At 61.8% G+C, this 23,980-nt stretch carries 21 protein-coding genes; 10 read left to right on the plus strand and 11 right to left on the minus strand.

Annotation, left to right across the window (positions count from 1 at the left end):
- Nucleotides 1-34 precede the first annotated feature (34 nt).
- Nucleotides 35-931 (plus strand): fructose bisphosphate aldolase, encoded by an 897-nt coding sequence (locus BLT65_RS07100; RefSeq protein ID WP_042312635.1) that lies wholly within the window; start codon nucleotides 35-37, stop codon nucleotides 929-931.
- Nucleotides 932-1,010: 79 nt separating this feature from the next.
- Here BLT65_RS07100 and BLT65_RS07105 read toward each other — a convergent pair whose 3' ends face one another.
- Entirely contained in the window at nucleotides 1,011-1,478 is a 468-nt protein-coding gene (locus BLT65_RS07105; protein ID WP_042312631.1) for a PRC-barrel domain-containing protein, read from the minus strand.
- Nucleotides 1,479-1,749: 271 nt separating this feature from the next.
- Between BLT65_RS07105 and BLT65_RS07110 the strand changes: the two genes are divergently transcribed.
- The gene (locus BLT65_RS07110; RefSeq protein WP_007745548.1) at nucleotides 1,750-1,938 is read left to right on the plus strand and encodes a DUF2970 domain-containing protein; all 189 of its coding nucleotides are present in this window, start codon (nucleotides 1,750-1,752) and stop codon (nucleotides 1,936-1,938) included.
- A gap of 16 nt (nucleotides 1,939-1,954) precedes the next feature.
- Here BLT65_RS07110 and BLT65_RS07115 read toward each other — a convergent pair whose 3' ends face one another.
- Complete coding sequence (locus BLT65_RS07115; RefSeq protein WP_091776473.1) at nucleotides 1,955-3,370, minus strand: aminotransferase-like domain-containing protein; 1,416 nt, start codon at nucleotides 3,368-3,370, stop codon at nucleotides 1,955-1,957.
- Between the two features lie 79 nt (nucleotides 3,371-3,449).
- Nucleotides 3,450-4,970, minus strand: coding sequence for an MFS transporter (locus BLT65_RS07120; RefSeq protein ID WP_091776475.1), 1,521 nt, complete (start codon nucleotides 4,968-4,970; stop codon nucleotides 3,450-3,452).
- A gap of 124 nt (nucleotides 4,971-5,094) precedes the next feature.
- Here BLT65_RS07120 and BLT65_RS07125 point away from each other — a divergent pair, with 124 nt between their 5' ends.
- Nucleotides 5,095-5,973 carry a LysR substrate-binding domain-containing protein gene (locus BLT65_RS07125; protein ID WP_091776477.1) on the plus strand — a complete coding sequence of 293 codons (879 nt, stop codon included), beginning with the start codon at nucleotides 5,095-5,097 and terminating at the stop codon, nucleotides 5,971-5,973.
- A gap of 231 nt (nucleotides 5,974-6,204) precedes the next feature.
- Nucleotides 6,205-6,474 carry a DUF1488 family protein gene (locus BLT65_RS07130; RefSeq protein ID WP_042312623.1) on the plus strand — a complete coding sequence of 90 codons (270 nt, stop codon included), beginning with the start codon at nucleotides 6,205-6,207 and terminating at the stop codon, nucleotides 6,472-6,474.
- Nucleotides 6,475-6,713: 239 nt separating this feature from the next.
- Here the strand turns inward: BLT65_RS07130 and BLT65_RS07135 are convergent, their stop codons facing one another.
- The 7 genes from BLT65_RS07135 to BLT65_RS07165 form a co-directional block, all read right to left on the minus strand.
- The gene (locus tag BLT65_RS07135; protein ID WP_042312621.1) at nucleotides 6,714-7,289 is read right to left on the minus strand and encodes an H-NS family nucleoid-associated regulatory protein; all 576 of its coding nucleotides are present in this window, start codon (nucleotides 7,287-7,289) and stop codon (nucleotides 6,714-6,716) included.
- Between the two features lie 531 nt (nucleotides 7,290-7,820).
- A complete protein-coding gene (locus tag BLT65_RS07140) occupies nucleotides 7,821-8,129 on the minus strand; it encodes a DUF4148 domain-containing protein (RefSeq protein ID WP_042312619.1) in 309 nt (102 codons plus the stop codon).
- Between the two features lie 200 nt (nucleotides 8,130-8,329).
- A complete protein-coding gene (locus tag BLT65_RS07145) occupies nucleotides 8,330-8,695 on the minus strand; it encodes a response regulator (protein ID WP_007731984.1) in 366 nt (121 codons plus the stop codon).
- Between the two features lie 70 nt (nucleotides 8,696-8,765).
- Nucleotides 8,766-9,305, minus strand: coding sequence for a hypothetical protein (locus tag BLT65_RS07150; RefSeq protein WP_091776479.1), 540 nt, complete (start codon nucleotides 9,303-9,305; stop codon nucleotides 8,766-8,768).
- Nucleotides 9,302-10,042 (minus strand): methyl-accepting chemotaxis protein, encoded by a 741-nt coding sequence (locus BLT65_RS07155; RefSeq protein WP_091776481.1) that lies wholly within the window; start codon nucleotides 10,040-10,042, stop codon nucleotides 9,302-9,304. The genes BLT65_RS07150 and BLT65_RS07155 overlap by 4 nt, the downstream gene beginning before the upstream one ends.
- 17 nt (nucleotides 10,043-10,059) lie before the next feature.
- Nucleotides 10,060-12,450 (minus strand): ATP-binding protein, encoded by a 2,391-nt coding sequence (locus BLT65_RS07160; protein ID WP_091776483.1) that lies wholly within the window; start codon nucleotides 12,448-12,450, stop codon nucleotides 10,060-10,062.
- Between the two features lie 245 nt (nucleotides 12,451-12,695).
- Nucleotides 12,696-13,598 carry a YihY/virulence factor BrkB family protein gene (locus tag BLT65_RS07165; RefSeq protein ID WP_091776486.1) on the minus strand — a complete coding sequence of 301 codons (903 nt, stop codon included), beginning with the start codon at nucleotides 13,596-13,598 and terminating at the stop codon, nucleotides 12,696-12,698.
- A 440-nt stretch (nucleotides 13,599-14,038) separates the two neighbouring features.
- Between BLT65_RS07165 and BLT65_RS07170 the strand changes: the two genes are divergently transcribed.
- From BLT65_RS07170 to BLT65_RS07185, 4 genes are all read left to right on the plus strand, one after another.
- Nucleotides 14,039-15,067, plus strand: coding sequence for a sugar ABC transporter substrate-binding protein (locus BLT65_RS07170; RefSeq protein ID WP_042312606.1), 1,029 nt, complete (start codon nucleotides 14,039-14,041; stop codon nucleotides 15,065-15,067).
- A gap of 133 nt (nucleotides 15,068-15,200) precedes the next feature.
- The gene (locus BLT65_RS07175) at nucleotides 15,201-16,190 is read left to right on the plus strand and encodes an ABC transporter permease (protein ID WP_091776490.1); all 990 of its coding nucleotides are present in this window, start codon (nucleotides 15,201-15,203) and stop codon (nucleotides 16,188-16,190) included.
- Between the two features lie 22 nt (nucleotides 16,191-16,212).
- On the plus strand, nucleotides 16,213-17,013 hold the full coding sequence (locus BLT65_RS07180) for an ATP-binding cassette domain-containing protein (protein WP_091776492.1): 801 nt from the start codon (nucleotides 16,213-16,215) through the stop codon (nucleotides 17,011-17,013).
- A gap of 30 nt (nucleotides 17,014-17,043) precedes the next feature.
- Nucleotides 17,044-18,267, plus strand: a complete 1,224-nt coding sequence (locus tag BLT65_RS07185; RefSeq protein ID WP_009769730.1) for an ROK family transcriptional regulator — start codon at nucleotides 17,044-17,046, stop codon at nucleotides 18,265-18,267.
- On the opposite strand, the gene BLT65_RS07190 is transcribed toward BLT65_RS07185, so the two are convergent.
- Complete coding sequence (locus BLT65_RS07190; protein WP_091776494.1) at nucleotides 18,261-21,338, minus strand: transglycosylase domain-containing protein; 3,078 nt, start codon at nucleotides 21,336-21,338, stop codon at nucleotides 18,261-18,263. The two genes, BLT65_RS07185 and BLT65_RS07190, sit on opposite strands and share 7 nt — an antisense overlap.
- 371 nt (nucleotides 21,339-21,709) lie before the next feature.
- On the opposite strand from BLT65_RS07190, the gene BLT65_RS07195 reads away from it, so the two are divergent.
- Together BLT65_RS07195 and BLT65_RS07200 are read left to right on the plus strand one after the other, a co-directional pair.
- Nucleotides 21,710-22,987 carry an NAD(P)/FAD-dependent oxidoreductase gene (locus tag BLT65_RS07195; protein WP_091776496.1) on the plus strand — a complete coding sequence of 426 codons (1,278 nt, stop codon included), beginning with the start codon at nucleotides 21,710-21,712 and terminating at the stop codon, nucleotides 22,985-22,987.
- A gap of 117 nt (nucleotides 22,988-23,104) precedes the next feature.
- On the plus strand, nucleotides 23,105-23,788 hold the full coding sequence (locus BLT65_RS07200; RefSeq protein ID WP_042312594.1) for a TetR/AcrR family transcriptional regulator: 684 nt from the start codon (nucleotides 23,105-23,107) through the stop codon (nucleotides 23,786-23,788).
- Nucleotides 23,789-23,980 lie beyond the last annotated feature (192 nt).

Below are 23,980 nucleotides of genomic sequence, written 5' to 3' on the forward strand. Positions count from 1 at the left end.
GTCACTAATCAGTTGTTCAAGGAGGGAAACGTCCGTGGCAAATGAAAAAATGTTGGCGCAGATTTCTGATAAGGCGGGCTTCATCGCCGCGCTCGACCAGAGCGGCGGCTCCACGCCTGGCGCATTGCGACAGTACGGCATCGAAGAGAACGCTTACAACGGCGATGCCGAAATGTTCAAGCTGATCCACGAAATGCGCGTGCGCATCATCACCGCCCCCGCATTCTCGGGCGACAAGGTCATCGCGGCGATTCTCTTCGAAGCCACGATGGACGGACAGGCACAAGGCAAGCCCGTGCCTTCGTTTCTCTGGGAAGACCGCGGCGTCGTGCCCTTCCTCAAGGTCGACAAGGGACTCGAAGCGGAAAGCGACGGCGTGCGGCTGATGAAGCCGATCCCCGGACTCGACGCATTGCTCGCGCGCGCGGGCAAGCTCGGCATCTTCGGCACCAAGATGCGCTCGGTCATCGAGCAGAATTCGCCTGCGGGCATTGCTGCCGTGGTCAAGCAGCAGTTCGAGTACGGCGCGCAAATCGACGCGGGCGGCCTCATGCCGATTCTCGAACCCGAAGTGTCGATCAAGACACCCGACAAGGCGGGCGCCGAGAAGACGCTGCGCGACGAGATCATCAAAGGCCTCGACGCGCTGCCCGCCGACAAGCAGGTCATGCTCAAGCTGACCATCCCCGACGTCGCCGATTTCTACAAGCCGCTGATCGATCATCCGCGGGTGTTGCGCGTCGTGGCGCTATCGGGCGGTTATACGCGGACTGAAGCGTGCAAACTGCTTGAAAAGAATCACGGCATGATCGCGAGCTTTTCGCGGGCGCTCATCAATGACCTGAAAAAGCAGCTGAGCGATAGCGAATTCAACGCGAAGCTGGCTGAAGCCATCGACGAGATTTACGACGCTTCCGCCGTCAAGGTCTGAGTGGTATTTGCGGCTAAGCCGCGCATATTTATATGCGCGGCTTAGCCTTGACGTGCTCAACGTGCTTTAGCGCCTCACGTCAATGCGCGGTCGGCGGCACGTCGGGGTCGATGTAGTCGCGACGCGAAACCCAGTACGGATCGCGGTTGTAATACGTATGCAGCGATTCGCCCCATCTGGAATCGGCCATGCTCGGCCAGTGGTCCTTGTCGAAGCCCGGTTCGTCTTTCAGCATCTGCGCGCTGATATCGACGTGAAAGCACTTCTGGTCGGTGTCGAGCGTGAGCGCACTCCACGGAATGGCGTGCAGCGTTGCACCCATGCCGAGAAAGCCACCCTCGGACAGCACGGCGTATGCAATACGCCCGCTGCGCACGTCGAGCATGATGTCGGAAATCTTGCCGACATGTTCTGCATCGGACGAATACACCTTCGTTCCGTCGAGCGTCGCTGCAGCCATCACCTCCGGCCCCGGACCTTCACCGACGCCGCCGCCGACAATATCGGCACCACCCGTTCTGCGCGTTTGCGGATTGATTGAGCCCATGTTTGCCTCCTATGAGAGTGAGCGCATGAAGGCGCGCAATGGGCGTTCCTGCATTGGCCGAAGGCGAGCCGAGGCTGAAATCGAATTGAAACCTTTACCTGGTCGGACCAGGTGCAAGTCATATTTCCCGAAAGCGATATCCAGTGCGACAGCCTGCCGCACCACTGCTACGCAGGAAACGCCGTCAACTGCTTCTTACGCCCATGCCCGCGCCCGCCTACGATTGACCCATGAAAACGCGTGGCTTCACGCAACCAGCGGGAGAACTGAAATGGGCTTACTGAACATGATGCGCATGGTGTTGTGGAGTTTCTTCGGCGTGCGGCGTGGCGCTGCGCACGAAGCCGATCTCGCGACCGTCAAGCTGCCGCTGCTGCCCGTGATGGCCGTCGTGCTCGCGCTGTGCTTCGGCGGGCTTCTGTTTGCATTCGCCAGAATCGCCGTCACGATCGCGCATTAAGGCTCGCGCTGTGCGCTCAAGTGGCCTGCGCGATCAACCCGCCAAGCACCTGCACGGCGCGTTCGATATCGGCATTCCACGGATGCCCGAAGTTCAGCCTCACGCAATTCCGAAAGTTGCGCGACGCGGAAAAGATCGGCCCGGGCGCCACGCTGACGCCCTGTTCGATCGCCTGCCTGTGCAGCGTCAATGCATCGACGTGCTCGGGCAATTCGAGCCACACGAAATAGCCGCCTGAGGGACAAGTCCACCTCACGCCTTTCGGCATCGCGCGGCGTAGCGCGAGATTCATTGCATCGAGTTGCGCGCGCAACGCGGCACGCAGTTTTCGCAGATGCCTGTCGTATCCGCCATGCTGAAGATAGTCGGCGATACCCGCCTGCACGGGAATGCTCGCCGATAGCGTCGTCATCAGTTTGGCGCGCTGTACTTTCTCCGCAAACTTCCCAGCAGCAGCCCAGCCAATTCGATATCCCGGCGCGAGCGTCTTCGAGAAAGAACTGCAATGCATGACGAGTCCTTTCCGGTCGAAAGCAATGGCGGGCAATGGATAATCCGCCTGAAAATGCAGCTCGCCATAGACGTCGTCTTCGATCAGCGGCACGTCATACCGTGCCAGTAGTTCGACGAGCGCCTTTTTCTTTTCCACCGGCATCGTCGCGCCTGTCGGGTTCTGGTAATTCGTCATGAACCAGCACGCGCGAATGGGCTGCTTTTCCAGCGCTTGCGCAAGCGCGTCCAGGTCGAGGCCGGTTTGCGGATCGACGGGTATTTCGACTGCGCGTAGATCGAGTCTTTCAATAGCCTGCAGCGCCGCATAGAAGCCGGGCGATTCGACGGCCACGACGTCGCCGGGACGCGTCACGGCCATCAGGCAAAGATTCAGTGCTTCGAGCGCGCCATTCGTGACGACGATCTCATCGAGCGGTTGCGACAGGCCCATGCCGAGATAGCGCAGCGCGATCTGCTGGCGCAAAGCCTCGTTACCCGGCGGCAAATCGACGACGGTACTCCACGGGTTCATCGTCCGCGATGTTTGTGCAAGCGATTTGGAAAGACGTTGCAATGGAAACAGCATCGGCGAAGGAAACGCCGAGCCTAACGGCACGACATTCGTATGCTTCGCCGCTTCGAGCACGCTGAAAACGAGCTCGCTAATATCGACCTTCGCGGACTCGGTGAGCGCGCGCTTCGCGGTCGCCTCCCGCGTGTCGCGAACGGCTGCGCCCGGCGCGACGTAATAACCGGAGCGCTCCTGCGCGCGAATGAGGCCCCACTCTTCCAGCAGATAGTAGGCACGAAACGCCGTCGATTGACTCACGCCATGCTGCGCAATGACCTGCCGCAGCGAAGGCATGCGCGCGCCGACAGCAAGACTGCCCGAGCGTATTTCGGCCGCCATCGTATTGGCGAGTGCTTCATATCGGTTCATTGAAAATTGCGCGTGGCGGGACGCTCATGACACAGAGCTTTTTATACTAATCGGTACACGCCTGCGCAATCAACTGACATCAACGCTTCTTGTGCCGCATCGACAGGAATACGATCGACGCGGACACGGCCGCCACGATCGCCGCGCCCGCAAACGCGCGCGCAAAGCCTTCGCCGTAACTCGACCGTGCGACATGAACGAGTACATCCATCGATGCCGGCGAATAGAGCGCAAACGCACGCGAGAAGTCTCCCGCCATCACACGCTCGGTAAAGCCTTGCACGACGGGCAGATGAGTCTGTGTCATCTGCGCCGTCAGCGCGGAACGCACCCCTTCTGCCAGCACGGCTCCCAGCCCCGAGAAGCCGAGCAGAATGCCCGTGAATCGCGAGGTCGTGCTGATGCCCGACGCCATGCCCGCGCGTTCGCGCGGCACCGTGCCCATGATCGCCTTCTGCGTCTCGCCGTTCAGCAGGCCGCCGCCGCTGCCGAGCAGCGCCATCGCGACGATCAGCCATGCGTGACTGGCGCTGCGCGCGGCGACCATCATCGCGAGATTGCCGCATGCGACCACCGCGAGACCGAGCGTGAGAATCTGGCGCGAGTCCATGTACGCCGCGAGCTTGCGACCTAGCTGCGGCAAGATCAGCATCGCAAGCGCGAAAGGCAGCATGCCCGCGCCCGCGACCAGCGCGCTTTCGCCACGCGCATTTTGCAGAAATAGCGGCAATAGCGAGGCCATGACCTGCGCCGACGATGCATAAGCAAACATCGCCACGATTGCGCCGACGAACGGCAGCGAGCGGAACAGCGCGAGATCGAGCATCGGATGCGCGCGCCGGCTTTCCACCCATACGAACAACGCGAAAAGGATCACGCCGGCGCATGCGCGGGACAGCGCCTCTGTGCTCAGCCATCCGCGGTCAGGTCCGAGAATCAGCGCCCACGTCAGCGAGAACATCGCCGAGGCAAAAAGTGCAATACCGGGCAGATCGAGCGATCGCGGCGTCGGATCACGCGATTCGTCGACGATCCGCACGACGCCCGTCGCCAGCAGCGCGCAGATCGGCACGTTGATCGCGAATGCCCAGCGCCATCCGAGCCACGCATTGATGACGCCGCCAATCAGCGGCGAAAGGACCATCGTCAGCCCCATGATGCCGCCCCACACCGCCCAGGCTCGCGCGCGTTCGCGCTCGTCATGAAACGCGTGGCCGATGATGGCGAGCGCCGGCGCGAGCAGGAAGGCGGCACCGACGCCTTGCGCAGCCCGCGCGACGTAAAGCAACTCAGCCGACGGCGCAACGCCGCATGCGAGCGACGAGGCCGCGAACAGCGCGATGCCCGTCAAAAACACGCGCTTGCGCCCATAGCGGTCGGCAAGCGACCCAGCGGGCAACAGCAGTGCGGCGAAGCACAACACATACGCGCTGATCACCCATTCGATATCGGCGAAAGAAGCGTTGAGATCGCGCGCGATGGTGGGCAGGACGATGCCGACCACGTTGGTGTCGAGCACCGTCATCGCGCACCCCATCGACGCGATGAGTAGCAGCGGCGTGCCGCGAGAGACGGAGCGGGAAGCGGTAATCGAGCTCATCGGACGGACCCGGCGGGAAACCTGCGGAAAGGAAGCCTGTATTCCACCAGCTTTCTCTATTCCGTTCATTGCCCGTCGTGTTCAATATAATTAGCTTCTACCTAATACACGGAAGCATCGCGTCATGGAGCTGAGGCATCTGCGTTACTTCATCGCCGTCGCCGAGCGACTGCATTTCGCGCAGGCTGCAGAAGCGCTCGGCATTGCGCCGCCTACGCTTACTGTGCAAATCCAGGAGATGGAGCGCGCATTGCAGGCACAGCTGTTTCGCCGCACGCGGCGCTCGGTTGCGCTGACGCCCGCCGGCGAAGCGTTTCTCGCCGAAGCGCGCGAGACTGTCGCGCAGTTCGAGCGGGCGCTGCACGTCGGCCAGCGGGCCGGACGCGGCGAGCTGGGGCGTATTCATATCGGGTATGTCGGCTCGGCGGCTTTTTCCGGCATCTTGCAGAAACAGTTGCGCGCGTTCCGTAAAGCCCGGCCGCACGTGCTTGTGCAGGCCACCGAACACCCGATGGGCGAGCTACCCGCGCTGCTGGAGGAAGGCCGCGTCGATGTCGCGTTCGTGCGCTTGCCGGTGGATCTGCCGCCGTCGCTGCGCGCTCACGTGCTGGCGCGCGATGCGTTCTGCGCGGCGCTGCCTGCCGAGCATCCGCTGGCGGCTGCCACAGGGCCGATCAAGGCGCGCGCGCTGGCGGGCGAGAGCTTCGTCGTCCCCGAACAGGAACTGGGCACGCGGGAAATCGCGCGGCGCGGCCGGTTCAACCCGCGCATCGTCAGCGCGCCCGGCACGTTGCTGGCCGTGCTGACCCAGGTTTCCGTCGGCGTGGGCGTCGCCATCGTGCCAAATGTGCTGACGCGGGTCATCAATCTGCCCAATGTCGTCTTCAAGACGCTGGCGGGCGAGCCGATCGCATCGGAAGTCGCGGCCGTTTTCCGCAAATTCGAGCATTCGCCCGCGACGAAAAAACTCATCGCACAGATGACGGGCGCGCCGGATCAGTAGTTTCCCGGCTTTTGCGCCGTTCGCGGCCTATCATGGGAGAACGATCCCGATCCCCGGCGTCACTCGCCCCCAACGGATTCGGCAGGAGCCGGACTGGATCGTTCCTTGCTGCGCAGCACCGAAGCGAGCGCCCTACACCGCGCCGCCTGGCCCTGGACCGCGAAGACATCGCCCGGAAGCCGGCGCCAGCGAGCGTTCGTGAATTTCATCTGGCACTCACGGAGAAATCAAATGACCATCGAATTCACCAGCCGCCGGCACGTCGTGGCCGCATCGCGAGTCGCATTCGAAGCGACCGTCGAAGGAAAAGAGGTATGGTGCAGCGTATCAATCGACGCCCTGAACAGCCACTTCGGCAATACGGGTACGTCGTCGCACGATCTGATCACGACGTTCGAGGGTAATCGCAAGACAATCGAGGACGCAGCGAGGCGTGTGCTGCAACGAAATGGGGGGCAGTCGGTCGAACTGGAGACGCTCGACTTTCATAAGCCACATTGAAGAAGGGAGCGCGCGCCGGAAGGCAAGGACGGCGCGTGCGGTGCCGCCGAAAACGGGCGGCACCCATCGATGAGCAATTGAGCCGCAATGGCTCACGCATAAAAATGCTGTGCCCCGGCCTTATGTATTCGCCAATATGTTCGGCAAAAGCGTGCCGACTTTGCCATCAGGCAAAGATTCTTTTGCCGAAAAAGAGGCGAGAACGCAGTCCCGCCCCTTCCTGATTCTTTTCGTCGTTCTTACGCGCGCGGCTTTCTTCCTGCCTTTTTGGCGCCAATCTTCTTTTTCGCAACGCCATTCAAGCTCGCCGCTTTTGCTCCGGCGACCAGGAACTTGCTACGGTCTTTTTCGCCCGCCAGCCATGCCGGTGCAGGGCCACGGCCACTCCATGTCGCGCCCGTTTCGGGGTGACGATACTTCGCCGGTTGCGGTCCCTTCGGCTGGCCATTACCCGTGCCGTGCTTTACGGCGACGCCCGTGGTAACCGCTGCAGACGCGCCCGCCACCAGGTACTTGGAACGGTCTTTCGCAGCCGCAATCCATGCCGGCGCACGGCCATGCCCCGTCCAGGTTGCACCCGTTTTAGGATCGGAGTATTTGGCTACGCCTTTGGTTTGCACGCCTGCCGACTTCAACGAAGGACGGCCACGCTTTTTGCGACCGAGATGCGCGTCGATATCAGCCGTAGTCAGATTGTGCTTCGCCATCAGTGCCCGAATGCCTTCGAGCGCCACCGTCGACTTTTGCGACGCAATGGCTTCCGCCTGGGCCTGAAGCTTTTTTATCTTTGCCTGAAGTGCTTCGAGTGTAGCCATATTGAAACTCCTGATTGAAGATACCGGCACTATGCCATGGACCGGTCATATATGGCTAGAGTTCATCTATTACATGAAAAGACACGCGCGCGTCGTTGTACTGCCTGATTGCCCCAGAGTGTCCAATCGAGGCCCCAATTGCCAGGATTTATCTGGTGTACGACAAATGTCAATTGGCTTGCATCGATGTTGACTGTCCAATTACTCACGCTATCCATAAGACTTTTAAGTTCCACGTCCGAAAGCGCTGACACGCAAATCGGAATTGGCGCGTTGTCGTTCTACTGAAGAAATGGACTTTCTTTCTCGAGCGTCACTCTGTGCAAAACGCCCTCGTTTCTAGAATTGCATCCGATGCGGAAAACAATAAATTCACATTCACTACTTCTTTTTTCCAATTTGCCTCAATGCTATGCGCGATGAGCGAATGCAAAAAGGCCGGAGCCTGTATGTGACAGGCTCCGGCCTTATGGTTGACTCAAGAACTGGCTGCAGTCAGCGGGTCTGCCTACTCCGCCCCGCAAACAACTGTTAATGATGCGAGAACGTGATGCCATTCGCATCGGCGCGCACGCCCGCTTCCGACACGCCATTCGCCGCGCCACCCAATCCGCTTTGTTGGGTCGAAGCGGCCTGTTGTGCAGCCAGACGCGCTTCGGCAGCCTGAATATGCGTGGGATAGCTATTGCGATCGTCGAGCGGGCTGTAACCGGCGTTATGCAATTGCACGAGTTCTTCGCGCACCTGTGCGCGCGTCACTGGTTGATTGCTCTGCGCGAATGCAGCCAGAGGTGCGCCGACAAGAGCGGCGACGACAACGAATTGACCGAGTGATTTCATGGCGACTACCTCCGGATCTGTCTGTTGGGTTGCGCGAGAACGGATGTTCTGCAACCGTTGAACAGAGTGTAGAAGCGCGACCGCCGCCGATAAATACGTGAGGCTCGAATAGATCTTTCAAGGAATCGCTACAATCCGCACGACATGAATGGACCGACGCGCCCCCCGACGCGGCGGCCCGTCCATGCCGCGCCAAGCCGTCAGCTGGCCAGCTTGCGGAACGTTTCGAGCACCGCGTCACCCTTGAACGGCTTCACGATCCAGCCCTTCACACCTGCCGCCTTGCCGCGTTCCTTCATTGCAGGGCTGCTTTCCGTTGTCAGCATGATGATGTTGACGCTCGCATTGGCCAGTTCGCCGCGAATCTTTTCAGCCATCGTCAGGCCGTCCATATTCGGCATGTTGACGTCGCTGACCACGAGACGGATGCCGGGCGACGCCTTCAGCTTCGCGAGACCATCCTTGCCGTCCACCGCGGTATCGACATCGAGACCATTCTTCCTGAGAAAACCCGCGACTTCATCACGCACCGTGCTCGAATCGTCCACTACCAGAACCTTAGCCATTGCTTACCCCGTAGCGCCTTTCATACGGCGCATTGATTGAAAATGTGCTCTCTGCGCTGCTCAGAAGCATTCAAAAGAGTTCGAGTTCACCCGTGCTCTCCTCGGCCTCGTTCACATACGCGACAAAATCGACGGGCGAACTCGCGCATATGCACAGCGTCGCGCCCAGTTGTACGTTTGCGCCGATGCTCACGCGAAAAGCCGCGAGATAGCCCGGCTTCAACTCCGTCAGATAAGGCACGCAAGCGCCGCTCAATTTATAAGGCGTCGACATCCCTAGGTCCGGAAAGAACTCGACCAATTGCTGATTGATCGCGCCACAACACAGATTGCCGACTTCCATCAGTGCTTCCGCCAACGAGCGTTCTTCCGACTCGCGCAGATAGTAGTCGCGCGTCGCCTGGTCATCGTTGAAATGCAGCACGAGCAGAAAGCGGAATGCGATCGATGAAATGGTCAGAACGACGATATGGCTCGCGAGCGCGGTATTGGCCTGCTGCGCGTCGAGTGCCGTGATTTCGCAGGCGTCGCTGGAATCGACAGGTAAACGCGTGCGCGCGGAATGCAAAAAGATCCGCTCGATACTGTCTTTCGCTTGCTGACTGATCACGTCGTCGCCTGCTCTAACCGGGATTGAATCTGACCGGCAAGCGACTCGACGCTCGCCAGCGACGCCGCAATCATCTTGCCGCCCGCCTGAATGTCCTGAAACGTGGCCGTCGTGATCAGGTCATTGCGATTCAGGCTGTCGTGATAACTCTTCGACAGTTCCTGCGAGCGTGCCGCAAGCGCGCGCACTTCGCTTGCGACGATCGAGAAGCCGCGCCCCGCTGCGCCCGCGCGCGCCGCTTCAATCGACGCATTCAGCGAAACGATCAGCACGTGACGAACAATCGACGACAGTTCATTGTTCTTCGCGTGCATGTCGTGGTTCTGCGCCATCAGCGAGATCATCTGCTCGTGCCAGCGCTCGAACGTGGCGGACAGATGCCGCAGGCGTCCCGCCTCCGTTGAGAGGCGCGTCGCCTGTTGCAGCCATTCGTCCTTTTGCAGATGCAGGGCGTTCAGTGCTTCGCGCGCTTCGTCCGCCGACACCGACTGCTGCGCGAGATCGTCGCGCAGCGTATCGACGAGCGCGTGCAGTTCGCGCGCCTGCTGCTCGTGCTGCCGGACCTCGGCGGCGTGACGCTCTTCGGCCTGCGCGAGCACGGTGTTCTGCGTATCGAGCGTAGTCTGCTGTTGCGTTGCCGCCCGCTTCCGGTACCACCAGCGATGCACGAACAAACCTGCCAGCGCGCCCCACGCGACGCCCGCCAGGGCAGCCGCAATCACATACTGATCAACCACAGCCTGTCCCCGTCGTGCTATTCGAAATGTGCATTCGCCTGAATCGAACTCACTGTTTGCGCGGCGTCATGCATCGACGTGCCGACGCTATCGACAGCGCAGTTCTCCGGCAGATAGACGATCGTCTGGAACTGACGGAAGTCCGCGCCCGCATGATCGTCAGTGAAACGCAACTCGATGCGTCCGCCCTCGCGCCGGATGAAATCCCGCACCGCATCCATGCCGACACCGCGCCCCGACACTTCCGTCACGTTCTGCGCAGTCGAGAAGCCCGGACGGAAGATGAATTCCGCCACCGCTTCGTCGCTCAATTGCGAATCGGGCTGAAGCCAGCCGCGATCGGCCGCGATGCCGCGAATACGCGACAGCGCGAGACCGCGTCCATCGTCGCTCAACGTGATCTGCAATGCGCCTTCGGCGACGCCCACTTCGATATCGATGACACCCGCTTCCGGCTTGCCGAGCGCGAGACGCTGCGCGGCGGGCTCGATGCCGTGATCGACGGAATTGCGCAGCAGGTGCATGAACACGTTCTTGAGCGTGCTGCCCGCCTGCGTGCGAACGCGATACCCGTTGTCGTCGATACGCACGGCGGGCACGGCCTTGCCAAGCTCGGCGGCAAGCGAGGGCAACGAGTGCAGCACGCCGGCGAGCGCCTCTTCGACTTTCTCCGTACCAAGCAGGCGCAATGTTCTGCGCACCGAATCGCGCGCCGTCAGCAGATCGAGCATGTCAGCCGGGTTCGCCGCATCGAGCAGGCGCAGGCTTTCCTGAATATGCTCGCGATCCACCATCAGATAACGTTCGGCGCTGCCGACACGACCCGCCTTGCGTCGGCCGAGGCTCACTTCGTTGATCGTCGCGTAGTGCTGCAGCGCTTCTTTCACGCGCGCCAGTTCGACAATCAGTTGTTCCTGATCCCATTCGTGCGCCGCTTCGGGTTGACGCAATGCGTCGTAACGCTGCTCGGTTTCGTGCACGATGCTGGTCAGATGCTGCAGGCTGTAGGTCCGCGCATTGCCTTTGATGGTATGCATGTTGCGGAACAGTTCCGCGACAGCCGGCTCGTTGACCTGTGCATGCTGACGGATGATGCGCTCGTTCTCGTTAATGAAGCCCGTTGCACTCTCAACGAAATGGTGGAACTTCTCCTCGCTCACCGCGAGAATTTCGCCAATCATTTCGAGGCGGCGTTTCTGTTCGCCCGCTTCTGCGGCAAGCTGGCGCAACTCGGTCACGTCACGCACGCACAGCATCAGGCGCATCACCGTGTCGCTTTCGTCGGTGATCGCAGACCAGCTCAAATCAAGCGTTTTTACGCGGCCGTCGGGCATCTTGCGCGTCAGCTCGTTGACGAGCAAATGCTGGTTGAACTCGAAGTTGATACTGTCTTCGCCGATGCACGCCAGCACGGCTGCTTCGACTTGCGACACGGTATCCGAACCCAGGTCGCTGTCGCCGAATACGAGGTCCATCAGCGCACGCCCGGCGATATCCTTCGTTTCGAAGATCTCTTCCAGATAGGCCGAGTACTCCGAGTGAATCTTCGCGTCTTCGACAACCGTCAGAATGCCCTGCTGCATGTTCTGCAACATCGCCTGAATATCGGCGGTCTTCTGCTTCAGTTGCGCGGAGCTTTGCTGGATCTTTTCGATCATGCCGTTGAATGCGACGATCGAATGACCGATCTCATCCATGCGGCCCACGGGCACGCGACGCGTGAAGTCCTGGCTCGATGCGATCTCGCTCATCATCTCCTGCATGCGCGAAAGCGGTCGCGTGATCTGCCGGTATAGCAGCAGGCCAATTGCGATCAGCACAAGAATTGCCGCACCCGATGCGCTGCCAATCGCCGTGGTGGTCGTCGCAAGGCCCGTATTCAATGCGTCGATGGCTTCGTCTTTCTGGCGGTTCTTTTCGATTCGCAGCGTTTCGACGATGCCTTCGAGTTCATCGCGGTACTGCGCGACGTTCGCGAACAGATAGGCTTGCGCGAGATCGTTCTTGCCTTCGGCCTTCATTTTCGCGGTGTCGTTGATAGCCGCGAAGTAGTTGGCGAGGCTGTCGCGCGCCTGCGTGACGAGCCCTTCCTGCGCATGGCTCGCCGCCGCTTTCGCCTGCACGTCGAGTGCTTCGCGCAGCGATTTCTCTTTCGCGGCGAGTTCTTTTTGCGCCTGCTCGACCATGTTCGCGTCGGGCGAATAGACGAGTGTCATCGTCGCGAGCTGCACGTCCTTGACCTGCGAGACAAGGTCAGCGGAAGCCAGCGCGCTCGGCACGACGCCTTGCGTCACTTGCCGGACGTCTGCGGCGCTGCCGCGAGTCTGATAGACAGCGTATCCGCCGATCGCCGACAAGGCGACCAGCATCAACACCACCAGTAGAGTGATGCGGTGACGGATGGTCATGTGGTATTCCCCGTGGTCTGTCACTGCTATGTGGCAGTGCTGCCCGCTCTGAATTTGTCAATTTGACGGGCGACGGGATTATCGTCGGCGGGTCATGACGAAGCTGTGACCACCGCGCATTCTTCTGGGGATTAAAAGACGCAATAGAACATGGATTCAAATGGTTCTAAAGTTCTCGAATTTGCTGCCGTTAACCGCATCGCGCCGATTTCGCTACGGCCGCGACGTGCTTCGCTATTGCCTCTCTAGCTCGTGACAAATGGCTGCGCGGCAGGCTCTATCGGACCGGCATTGAGCCGCTCGTATTCGGCGATCAGTTGCGCGCCGAATAGCATCAGCGTCGCCAGTGCTTCGAGGCTGAACAGCACGATGATGGCCGTCGTCAGCGATCCATAGACGACGCTCACCTGCGATAGCGTCGCGAAGTACCACACCAGCACGCGCCGCGTGCCTTCCCATAACACGGCGGCCGCGACTGCGCCGAATAGCGCATGCCGCAACGTCGTGCGTCCCGCCGGTATCACCAGGTAGATTGCTGTCAGCACGAAAATCTCGCCAGCAAGACCGAACAGATACAACACAATGCGCGTGGCGCCCGTCAGCGAAATGGTGTGACCGAACAGCACGACGCTGTCGCTCGCGACGGACTGAAGGCTGCTGGATACGAGTGTCACGAGCAGTACGCCAATTCCCAGCGAAAGACTGAACAGATAAGGCAGGATCGCCGACAGTAGAAAATGCCTGCGCCGGATCGCAACGCGATGCACGAAGATGATCGACAGCGCATTCTCCAGCACCGTGAATGCGAGCGAACTGAAGAAGATCATCGTGACGACGAGAAACCAGCCGATCACCGTGCGGTGCGCAAGAAAGTTGGCAAGTTCTCTGACGATCGCGCGCGACTGTCCCGGCACCAGCCATTCGAGCAAACGCGCGAGCGTATCGAGCAGGAGCTTTTCGCCGACGAAGTGGCTGAACGCGATGGCGACCAGAATCAAAAGCGGCACGATGGACAGCAGCGCGTAATAGGCGATCGCGCCCGCGAGCAGCAGCCCCTGGTTCTTTCGGAACGCCTTGACCACCTGCAACGCGAAGCGCGCGGGATGCGTCGCGACGAAATGCAGCGCGCGATTGCGCGTCCTGTTCACTTCAACCTCCGCTCGCGTTGTTGCGGCCGGACCTTGGGTTTACTGGAGCAAGTGGCGGTCCTGACAGCCACTAAATCGCGCCATTCCCGAGCATTTGCCCATTAATCGAGCAAAAGATGTTAATCGGCAGGTTAGTTCACTCCTGATTTACCCCAATCTCGACCAGCCCGCGCGTGCGGTCGCCACTCGCGGAAAGCCTTGTCGTACAAGCCTTTTCGGGTATTGCAACAACTACCCGCCCCCGCGCCGCAGCAAAACCAAACCTTGATTTTCGAGACGCTCGCTGCTGTACTAACTAAAACCAGTTGATTTAGTAAGTCCCGCGTCACCGGCAAATCCAAAGTCCGGCGAACGCACAAGAAGGCGCGATCGGCGCACAGCCAGCAGCTGAATCGACCGCTGATCACAACGTCGTTGTCAATCATCCGGAGGAGCGTCCCATGAACCCGATTTCCCGCAGGCAACTGCGCCGCGCGTCCCGCACGCAACCCATCGTCAAGGGCATCGCCGCTGCGTGCGTCGCTGCGTCTGCGCTGTGGTGCGCGAGCGCCAGTCTCGCGGCCGATCAGCCCGTCGTCGGCCTGATCACGAAGACCGACACCAACCCGTTCTTCGTCAAGATGAAGCAAGGCGCGGAATCCGCCGCGCAGAAAGACGGCGCGAAGCTGCTGACGGCCGCCGGCAAGTTCGACGGCGACAACGCGGCGCAGGTCACGGCCATCGAGAACATGATCACGGCGGGCGCAAAGGCGATCCTCATCACGCCGAGCGACACGAAGGCGATCGTGCCGAGCATCAAGAAGGCACGTGCGGCAGGCGCGCTCGTCATCGCGCTCGATACGCCGACCGACCCGCAGGAAGCCACCGACGCCCTCTTCGCCACCGACAACTTCAAGGCAGGCGTGCTGATCGGCCAGTATGCGAAGGCCTCGCTCGGCGGCAAGCCCGCAAAGATCGCGACACTCGATCTTGCGCCCGGCGTGTCCGTCGGCGTGCTGCGTCACAACGGCTTCTTGCAGGGCATGGGCGTGAAGGAAGGCGATCCGTCGATCGTCTGCAGCCAGGACACGCGCGGCGACCAGTCGAAGGGCCAGACGGCGATGGAAAACTGTCTGCAGAAAGCACCCGACATCAACGTCGTCTACACGATCAACGAACCGGCCGCGGCAGGCGCGTATCGCGCGCTGAAAGCTGCCGGCAAGGACAAGAGCGTGATGATCGTGTCGATCGACGGCGGCTGTGAAGGCGTACGCAACGTGAAGGCCGGAGCCATTGCCGCGACCTCGCAGCAGTATCCGTTGAAGATGGCCGAGCTCGGCGTGCAGGCAGGCGTCGACTACGCGAAGACGGGCAAGAAGGTCTCTGGCTATCACGACACGGGCGTCACGCTGATTACCGACAAGCCGCAAGGCGGTGTCGACAGCAAGGACACGAAGTTCGGCCTCGACAACTGTTGGGGCAACAAGTAAGCACGCAGTAACCAGGCACTAACTGAGCAGTCACGGGGACGCGCACGGCGCGCGTCTTCCGCAAGTTCTCCAGCGTGAGCGTGGCGTACGTGTACCGCGCGCAGGCCACGCATTGCTTCGAAGGAAACACATCATGTCGACTCCTACCGCCCCCGCTCACAACCATCGCCGGTTCGCGGATCATCTGCCATCGCTTGCCGAAGCGGGTCCGCTCGTCGCGCTCGTGCTCGCGTGCATCTTTTTCATCTCGCAGAGCGACCGCTTTCTGTCATTCCAGAACCTGTCGCTAATCATGCAGCAGACGATGGTGGTCGCCGTCATCGCCATCGGTCAAACCTTGATCGTGCTGACGGGCGGCATCGATCTGTCGTGCGGGATGTTGATGGCGTTCGGCTCGATCGTGATGACGAAATTCGCCGTCGTGATGGGCGTGCCACCCGTCATAGCGATCGCTTGCGGCGTCGGTGCGAGCATGCTGTTCGGCTTGCTCAACGGTGTGCTGATCACGCGCATCAAGCTGCCCGCGTTCATCGTCACGCTCGGCACGTTGAATATCGCCTTCGCGGCCACGCAGCTCTATTCGAACGCGGAGAGCGTATCGAATCTGCCCGACGCAATGATGTTCTTCGGCAACACCTTCAATCTCGGGCCGGCCACCGTCACCTACGGCACCGTGCTCACACTGCTGATGTATCTCGGCACATGGTTCGTATTGCGCGACACGGTGCCCGGCCGTCACCTCTACGCGCTCGGCAACAACCCGGAAGCCGCGCGCCTGATGGGCCTTTCCGCGCAACGCATCCTGATCACGGTGTACACGCTGGCGGGCGCGCTCTACGGCATCGCTGCGCTGCTCTCCGTGTCACGCACGGGTGTCGGCGATCCGCAAGCGGGACAAACGGAGAACCTCGACAGCATCACGGCCGTCGTGCTGGGCGGTACGAGTCTGTTCGGCGGACGCGGCTCGATTGCGGGCACGCTGCTGGGCGCGTTGATTGTCGGCGTGTTCCGCAATGGCTTGACCTTGATGGGTGTGTCGTCGGTGTACCAGGTGTTGATCACCGGCATTCTCGTGATTCTCGCAGTCGCCGCCGACAAGCTGTCGCGCCGCGGCGCACGTTGATCGTTATTCGAAGGAGCCTGTGATGTCGACAACCCCCTCTTCCACCAACGGCACGACGCCCGTTCTGCAAGCGCGCGGTCTCATCAAGCGCTACGGCCAGGTCACCGCGCTCGACGGCTGCGACTTCGAAGTGATGCCCGGCGAAATCATGGCCGTGATCGGCGATAACGGCGCGGGCAAGTCATCCCTCATCAAGGCGCTCTCGGGCGCGCTCGTACCCGATGAAGGCGACCTGCTGCTCGACGGCAAAGCGGTCAAGTTCCGCAGCCCGCTCGACGCGCGCCAGCAAGGCATCGAAACGGTCTATCAGGATCTCGCGGTAGCACCCGCCATGAGCATCGCGGAGAACCTGTTTCTCGCGCGTGAACTCGTGAAGCCGGGCTGGCGCGGCAAGATCTTCAAGATCATCGACAAGCGCCGCATGCTCGAAGAAGCGACCAATGCGATGAAGGACCTGCAGATCGGCATCCGCTCGATGCGCCAGGCCGTCGAAACCCTCTCGGGCGGTCAGCGCCAGGGCGTCGCGGTGGCGCGCAGCGCGGCCTTCGCGCGGCACGTCGTGATTCTCGACGAACCGACGGCGGCGCTCGGCGTGAAGGAAGGCAACATGGTGCTGGAGCTGATCCGGCGCGTGCGCGACCGCGGCCTGCCTGTCATCCTGATCAGTCACAACATGCCGCATGTGTTCGAAATCGCGGACCGCATTCACATTCAACGGCTCGGACGGCGCGCGGCGCTTGTTAACAAGAACGACATCCACATGTCGGATGCTGTCGCGATCATGACGGGCGCGAAACAGGCCGACGTGCGGGCCATTGCATGACGAACCGCCACGCGTAACCGGACACCGTCGATGGATACGGGCACTCGCTCACCGCTGAAACGCACAGTCGGCTCGAACCAGGTCGGCATGCGGCAGTTCAACGAACGCATCGTGCTGCAGGCGATCCGTTTGCATGGCCAGCTGCCGAAAGCCGACGTGGGCCGGCTCACGCGTCTGTCGATGCAGACCGTGTCGATGATCGTCGAGCGATTGATCGACGATGGTCTGCTCGAAAAGCAGGCACGCGTGCGCGGACGCATCGGGCAGCCTTCCGTGCCCATCGCGTTGCGCGCGGAAGGCGCCTATACGATCGGCGTGAAGGTCGGACGGCGCAGCCTCGATGTGCTCGCGATGGATTTTCTCGGGCGCGTTTGCTGCCGCGAAGTGCAGGAGTACGCGTATCCCGATCCGCGCACGCTGTTCCCCGCGCTCGAAAGCAAGCTCGCGCGCATCAACGAGGCGCTCGGCGCGCGACGCGAGAAAGTGGTCGGCGTCGGCGTGGCGGCGCCGCTGTGGCTCGGCGGCTGGCGCGATTTTCTCGGCGCGCCGCGCGAAGCGCTCGATGCGTGGAACGACATCGACATCCGCGCGCGCATCGCGTCGATGACGGGCCTGCCCGTCGAGTTCGCAAAAGACACGACAGCCGCATGCGCCGCCGAACTGGTGATGGGCCAGGGGCGCGGCATCCATAACTTTTTGTATCTGTTCGTCGGTACCTTCATCGGCGGCGGACTGGTGATCGACGGACGCCTGCATGGCGGGCCGCACGACAACGCGGGCGCGGTCGGCTCGATACCCATCATGAGCGGCAACGCGCGTCAGCCAGCGCAGCAGTTGCTGCACGCGGCATCGGGCTTCGTGCTCGAAAAGCTGTTCGTCGATGCGGGCGCGCCTGCCACTGCCGCGCACGATCATCGCGCGTTGTCACCTGACTTGTGGCGGCTCACCGAGCAATGGCTCGACACCGCGTGTCCCGCGATTGCGGGCGCATTGACAAACGCGGCGGCGCTGCTCGATCTCGAAGCGGTGGTGATAGACGGCGAAGTGGACCGGCAACTGGTGCGCGAGATCATTCGCCGCACGGAGCGCGTGCTCGACAAATTCGAATGGGAAGGCATTGTGCGCCCGCAATTGCTCGAAGGCACGATCGGCTCTGACGCGCGCGCGATGGGCGGCGCGATCCTGCCGCTCTACGCGCACTTCGCGCCGATGCACGAACTCTTCCTGAAGCCCGCCACCGATGTGAGTTATTGATCCTTCGGCACCGTGCTTGCGGCCACTTTCGGCGTGTCTTTCGAAGCAGGCTCGTCGAGCAGCGGCTGCAACCCGGGCGCCATCGACTTCAGCAACTGCACGGCCAGCGCGCTCGTGAAGTCGTAGCGCTTCGCGTACGGTTCATGCACGACAGCCGTCAGCGTGCCGAAGAAGCGGTCGCCGATCGCGAATACGAACGTCGCCGTGCGATTGACCTTGCGCGACTCGATCAGCCTGCGCCCTTTCGCGTAGATGTTCAAACGCTGATCGCCCGTCCCCGTCTTGCCGTAGACCTCCAGCGTCTTGCCGTTCGGAAACGTGATGCCGCCCGCGAGGCGCCTCGCCGTGCCGCCCGCAACGACGTCGCGCAACAGCGTCTGCGCGACGCGCGAGATCTCCGGCGAGATCGCTTCCGTAGGCTGCGGCGTCGCGCGCACGAAGCGGGTTTCGTACGGCGTGCCCTTCGCGAACTCGAGTTCGCTCAGGCTTTGCGTCGGCGCCTGATTGCCCTTGTTCACGATCACGCCGATCAGCTGCGCGAGCGCCGCGGGCCGGTCACCCGATGCGCCGATCGCCGCCGCATAGGACGGCGTCAGATGCGAGAACGGATAGCCGAGCGCTTGCCATGATCTGGCGATCGCATCGTACGCATGCTGCTCGACCATGCGGCGGATGCGCCGATCCTGCGTCGCGTGATAGCGCGTCTTGAACAGCCACTTGTACGAATCCACGCGCACGTCGCGGCTCGCATCCATCACCTGGTTCGCGTTCGCGTCGGGATGCTCGCGCAGATAATTGACGAGCCACAGTTCCTGCGGATGCACGCTCGAAATATACGCGCGGTCGTTCAGATTGAACTTGTCGATGGCGTACTTTTCGTAGAGCTTCGCGAGCGCGTCGTCGGGCGGATTCGCTTTCGGCGTGTTCTTCAACGCGGCGCGCATCTGGTCGTTGAACCAGGCCTGCGATGCATCGGGCCGCACGCTGCGCAACACGGTCGCGATTTTCGGCGGCGACTTGCGCACGCCGCGCAGCAGGATCGCGAGCATCTCATCCTGCGTCTTGCCGTGATACTTCGTGTAGAAGCGGTTCATGTAGACGCGGCTTTCCTGATCGGCGAAGCGCGTCAGATACATGTTGCGCGTGGCGGGATCGTCGAGCCATTGCGACGACGGGCCGGACGTCCTGATCGTTTCATAGTGGACGATGTCGCGCATCATCCGCACGAACACGAGATTCACCGAATGCTGGAAAGCCTGATGCACGGTGAGAATGCGCGAGTTCTCGTCGGCCTCGAAGTTCGTGAAGGTTTGCGCGCCGCCGCCCGTGTAGAAGGTTTCGCCCGCATTGGCCGAATACTTGCGCTCGACCGACGCATCGAGCATCGCGGTAAGCGAATGGTCCTTCGTGTGCATGAAGTAATCGACAGCCCAGCGCGTCAACGCGTCTTCGCGTTCCGGCTTCACGGCGCGCAGTTCTTCTACGCTCATTTCCCCATAGCGCGCATGCAGGTCCTGCATGATCTGCAGATACGTGATGATCGTGCGCAGCTTGGCCGTCGAGCCGAGATTCAGGCGCGCGCCGGAGTTGATATCGAACGGACGGTTCACGCTGTCCGTCTGCACGCGTAACAGGTTCGCGCCGTCGCGCTTTTCGAACAGCGTGAAGCTGAAGGCGATATTCGACGGGTCGTCCTTCGGTTGCAGCATGTTGAAGCCATAGAGGCCGGCTGCCTGCGCGCCATCTTTCGTCGTCGCGGCGGCGAGCCGGTCGCTGATGTCCTGCTGGACCTTGTTGTTCATCGTCGACGTGACGCGCAGATCGAGCCGGTCGAGGTCGTACAGCGTGGACACGCCAAGCGACGACAGCAGATGCGTGCGCAGCGACGTCACCGCCTTGCGCTCGACGTACGAGCCTTCGGGTGGCGCGAGTTTCGCGCGCGTCAGCACGAGTTGTTGCGACAGCGCGGCGTCGCGCAATTCCGGGGTAATCACGCCGTTCGCGGCAAACAGGCGCAGATAGCTTTCCGTCAGAGCATTGAGATCGTCGTTCTTGCGCAGCAGGAAGTGCGACGGCCCGCGCTGCGCGATCATCAGCGACAGCACCTGACGGAACGCGAGGCCCTGTTCGGCGAGGTTGTCGGGCGTGGGCGGCGCTTTCAGTACGCGGTTGACTTCGGCGAAATCGCGGCCGTACCACGCCGTGAGCCCGTCGCCGATACCGTTGATCTCGCCGATGCCGGGCTGCGCGGCGAGCGGCACCGAGTTCAGATAGCGAACGACGATCTGCTCGCGCGCGGGCATCGTGCGCGGGCCGTCGAGATACGCCCGCACCGACGCCGACGCGATCTGCCGCAGCTTTTCCTTCGGCGTCGCCGTGCGGCCGCCGGGTGAATGGCGGAATTTCTCGATCTGCGTGGCGAGCGTGCTGCCGCCGGGCTGCGCCTGGTTGTGGTTGAAGACCCGCAGGCCCTGATCCATCAGCGCGCGGCTGAAGCGTCCCCAGTCGATGGCGGGATTGCGGTTCGGCTGGTCGGGGTCGAGCAGATGGCGGTCTTCGATGAACAGCAGCGCCGACACCACCACCGGCGGCACTGACTCGAAATCGTCATACGCACGCGCGGGATACTGCGAGCCGAACAGGCGCGCGCCCGTCGAGTCATACAGCATCAGCCCCGCCTGATCCTTTTCTTCGTAGGGAATGAAAAGGCCGTCGTCGGCGAGCGACGCCATCCGTTCCGAATCGCGCGCCTGCGACGCGACCGAGAAGCCGCGTTCTTTCAGACGGCGTTCGAATGCTGGAAGCAGCGCGTAGCCGAGCCGGATGTCGTAGGGGCCGTCGGTTGGAAAGCGGATGTTGTCGCTCGGGCCTTCGGAGACGGTAAACCCGACATCGCGCGTCAATTCGGACAGATAGCGCGCCTGCAAGCGCGACGTGTCCATTTCGATCTGAACAAAGCGCACGCCGAGGGCGACGGCCACGAGAAACGAGGCGAAAAGGAGCCACTTGAACCACTTCCAGGCGGACGTGGTACCGATTGCGCGTAGCGGAAACCGTAGTGGCCGATTCATGGCGGCGTCTCCTTGCAGATGCCTGACCACATTAACCTCGACTGATGTCAGTCTAACGCGTAACAACGGGTTGTGAGGGTCAGGTGACGCAACGACTTGATCGGGTGAGTACGGCACGCAACACAGCCGTCGCGCGGACGCGACGAGGCGGCATCTTTTGCCGCATGGCGCCGGGTTTTTCGCGCCGCGCAAGGGTAAAGACGGCCGCTGCTTCGATGCCGATGCAACCTCCGCGCGGCCCTTCCGCCAGCGCGATCTCCCTGGAATACCGAATACGACGACCGGGTGAAGTTGAGTAACATGGCCGCGCACTCCACGCATCCCGTGCCCGCCGGATTCCGGCGACGCGACGACCCAGCCTCCTGAACCTTATGCAAAGCTACTACGAAGCGACCGTCGAGCGGCCCGTGCGCCCTGCACTGGCCGGAAACCTGAGCGCGAACGTCTGCATTGTCGGCGGCGGGCTGGCGGGCCTGTCTACGGCGCTCGGACTGGCCGAGCGCGGCGTGCGCGACGTCGTCGTGGTCGAAGCGAACCAGGTCGGCTATGGCGCGTCGGGCCGCAACGGCGGCTTCGTGTTCGGCGGCTACAGTCTCGACTGCGCGGATCTGCTGAAGATTCTCGGCCCGGAGCGGGCGCGCGAACTGTACGCGCTGACGATCGACGCCGTCGACCTGATGCGCGCGCGCATCGAGCGCTACGCGATCGCCTGCGACGCGACGGACGCGGGCGTGATCCTCGCGAACTGGTTCGACGACCCGTCGCGCCTCGACGGCCAGCGCCGACTGATGAAGGACACGTTCGGCGTCGAATGGGAGCCCCTCGGCGCCGCCGAACTCGCCGCGCAGCTGAAGACCACGCGCTATCACGGCGGGCTGTTCGAGCGCAATGCGTTTCACTTTCATCCGCTGAAGTACGTGCTGGGTGTCGCGCGCGCGGCGGAGGCGGCCGGCGTGCGGATCGTCGAGCAGTCGCCTGTCGCGTCGCTGCGCAGGCAAGGCGCCGGGTTCGTGGTCGGGACGGCGCAAGGATCGATCGACGCCCGGCACGTCGTGATGGCGGGCGGCGGCTATGCGCGCAACGTTTATCGACGCGTCGAGCGTGCCGTCCTGCCGATTGCGACCTACGTGATGGCAACCGAGCCACTCGGCGCGCGGCTCGCCGATGCGATCGACTGCCGGTGCGCCGTCTATGACACGCGCTTCGCGTTCGACTACTACCGGCCGTTGCCCGACACGCGCATTCTGTGGGGCGGACGCATCTCGATCCTGGAACGCGAGCCCGAGGCGATTGCACGGCTGCTGCGCCGCGATCTGCTGAAGGTGTATCCGCAGTTGCGCGACGTGCGCATCGACCATGCGTGGGGCGGCCTGATGAGCTACGCGCGGCACAAGATGCCGCAGATTGGCCAGAGCGCGGACGGCGTCTGGTACGCGGTCGGCTTCGGCGGACATGGGATGGCGCCGACCACGGTATCGGGAGAACTGCTGGCGGCGGCGATCGCGGGCGAGCGGCCCGTGCCTGACGCGTTCGCGGCGTTCGGCCTCACGCACACGTTCGGCGCGCTGGGCCTCGCTGCCGCGCAGCTGACATACACGGCGATGCAGACGCGCGATGCGCTCGCGGACCGTTCGCGGCGCCCGGGCTGAACCCTTCTGGCAGCGCGGCCGCAAGGGGCGCGCAGCGATGCTGGGCATGCCGCCAGGCCGCGCTGGCGGGTGATTTCGGCATGCTAGAATGAAACGTCATCGCCGCCGGAACACACAATGAAAAAGGGAAGCCGAGCTATCGCGCCCGAGCAAAACGAGACCCCGAACGAACCCTCCGAACCACGGCGCAAATACGATCCCGAAGAGACGAAGCGCAACATCCTCGAGGTGGCCACGCAGGAGTTTTCGTCGATGGGACTCACGGGTGCGCGTGTCGACGCTATTGCGGAGCGCACCAACACTACGAAGCGCATGCTGTACTACTACTTCGGTAGCAAGGAAGGGTTGTATGAGGCCGTGCTCGAGAAGGTGTATGGCGATATTCGCGCGCTCGAGCAGGACCTGAAGGTCAGCGATATGAGCCCCGTGGACGGGCTGCGTAGTCTCGTTGAGTTTACGTTTGACTATCATGATAAACATCGCGACTTCGTGCGGCTCGTGACGATCGAGAATATTCACGGGGCGAAGTATATCGAGCAGGTCAAGACCTTCAAGAATCGTAATGCGACTGTGATTCATACTATTGAAGATCTTCTTGCGAGAGGCGTTGCTTCAGGGGATTTTCGTGATGATATCGATCCGATTGATCTGCATCTGTTGATCAGTTCGTTGTGCTTTCATCGGATTGCCAATCGGCATACTTTTGGGAATGCCTTCGGGCGGGATCCTTCTCATTCACGGCTCAGGGCGAGGCATCGCGCTATGATCGTTGATGCTACCTTGAGGTTTGTTAAGAGGTAGGTGGGTTTTGCTTGCGGCGCTGGTTTAGTGTTCTTGCCTTTTCGCTGGCATCCGCGATTTGTTAGCGTGCTTCACGCGTCGCCCCTGTACGTTTGCCTTTTCGCTGGCATCCGCGCTTTGCCTTCGCGCTTCAAGCGTCGCCCCTGTGCGGGGCGGCACCTACTTTTCTTTGCCGCCGCAAAGAAAAGTAGG

Source organism: Paraburkholderia steynii, assembly GCF_900100565.1.
Classification (GTDB): Bacteria; Pseudomonadota; Gammaproteobacteria; order Burkholderiales; family Burkholderiaceae; genus Paraburkholderia; species Paraburkholderia terrae.

What these genes read in the sequence shown, in the direction of transcription:
- BLT65_RS07105 (WP_042312631.1), bottom strand. Translation starts at nt 1,478, where the DNA reads ATGGGCTCAATCAATCCGCAAACGCGCAGAACGGGTGGTGCCGATATT.
- BLT65_RS07110 (WP_007745548.1), top strand. Translation starts at nt 1,750, where the DNA reads ATGGGCTTACTGAACATGATGCGCATGGTGTTGTGGAGTTTCTTCGGC.
- BLT65_RS07115 (WP_091776473.1), bottom strand. Translation starts at nt 3,370, where the DNA reads ATGAACCGATATGAAGCACTCGCCAATACGATGGCGGCCGAAATACGC.
- BLT65_RS07120 (WP_091776475.1), bottom strand. Translation starts at nt 4,970, where the DNA reads ATGAGCTCGATTACCGCTTCCCGCTCCGTCTCTCGCGGCACGCCGCTG.
- BLT65_RS07125 (WP_091776477.1), top strand. Translation starts at nt 5,095, where the DNA reads ATGGAGCTGAGGCATCTGCGTTACTTCATCGCCGTCGCCGAGCGACTG.
- BLT65_RS07130 (WP_042312623.1), top strand. Translation starts at nt 6,205, where the DNA reads ATGACCATCGAATTCACCAGCCGCCGGCACGTCGTGGCCGCATCGCGA.
- BLT65_RS07135 (WP_042312621.1), bottom strand. Translation starts at nt 7,289, where the DNA reads ATGGCTACACTCGAAGCACTTCAGGCAAAGATAAAAAAGCTTCAGGCC.
- BLT65_RS07140 (WP_042312619.1), bottom strand. Translation starts at nt 8,129, where the DNA reads ATGAAATCACTCGGTCAATTCGTTGTCGTCGCCGCTCTTGTCGGCGCA.
- BLT65_RS07145 (WP_007731984.1), bottom strand. Translation starts at nt 8,695, where the DNA reads ATGGCTAAGGTTCTGGTAGTGGACGATTCGAGCACGGTGCGTGATGAA.
- BLT65_RS07160 (WP_091776483.1), bottom strand. Translation starts at nt 12,450, where the DNA reads ATGACCATCCGTCACCGCATCACTCTACTGGTGGTGTTGATGCTGGTC.
- BLT65_RS07170 (WP_042312606.1), top strand. Translation starts at nt 14,039, where the DNA reads ATGAACCCGATTTCCCGCAGGCAACTGCGCCGCGCGTCCCGCACGCAA.
- BLT65_RS07175 (WP_091776490.1), top strand. Translation starts at nt 15,201, where the DNA reads ATGTCGACTCCTACCGCCCCCGCTCACAACCATCGCCGGTTCGCGGAT.
- BLT65_RS07180 (WP_091776492.1), top strand. Translation starts at nt 16,213, where the DNA reads ATGTCGACAACCCCCTCTTCCACCAACGGCACGACGCCCGTTCTGCAA.
- BLT65_RS07185 (WP_009769730.1), top strand. Translation starts at nt 17,044, where the DNA reads ATGGATACGGGCACTCGCTCACCGCTGAAACGCACAGTCGGCTCGAAC.
- BLT65_RS07190 (WP_091776494.1), bottom strand. Translation starts at nt 21,338, where the DNA reads ATGAATCGGCCACTACGGTTTCCGCTACGCGCAATCGGTACCACGTCC.
- BLT65_RS07195 (WP_091776496.1), top strand. Translation starts at nt 21,710, where the DNA reads ATGCAAAGCTACTACGAAGCGACCGTCGAGCGGCCCGTGCGCCCTGCA.
- BLT65_RS07200 (WP_042312594.1), top strand. Translation starts at nt 23,105, where the DNA reads ATGAAAAAGGGAAGCCGAGCTATCGCGCCCGAGCAAAACGAGACCCCG.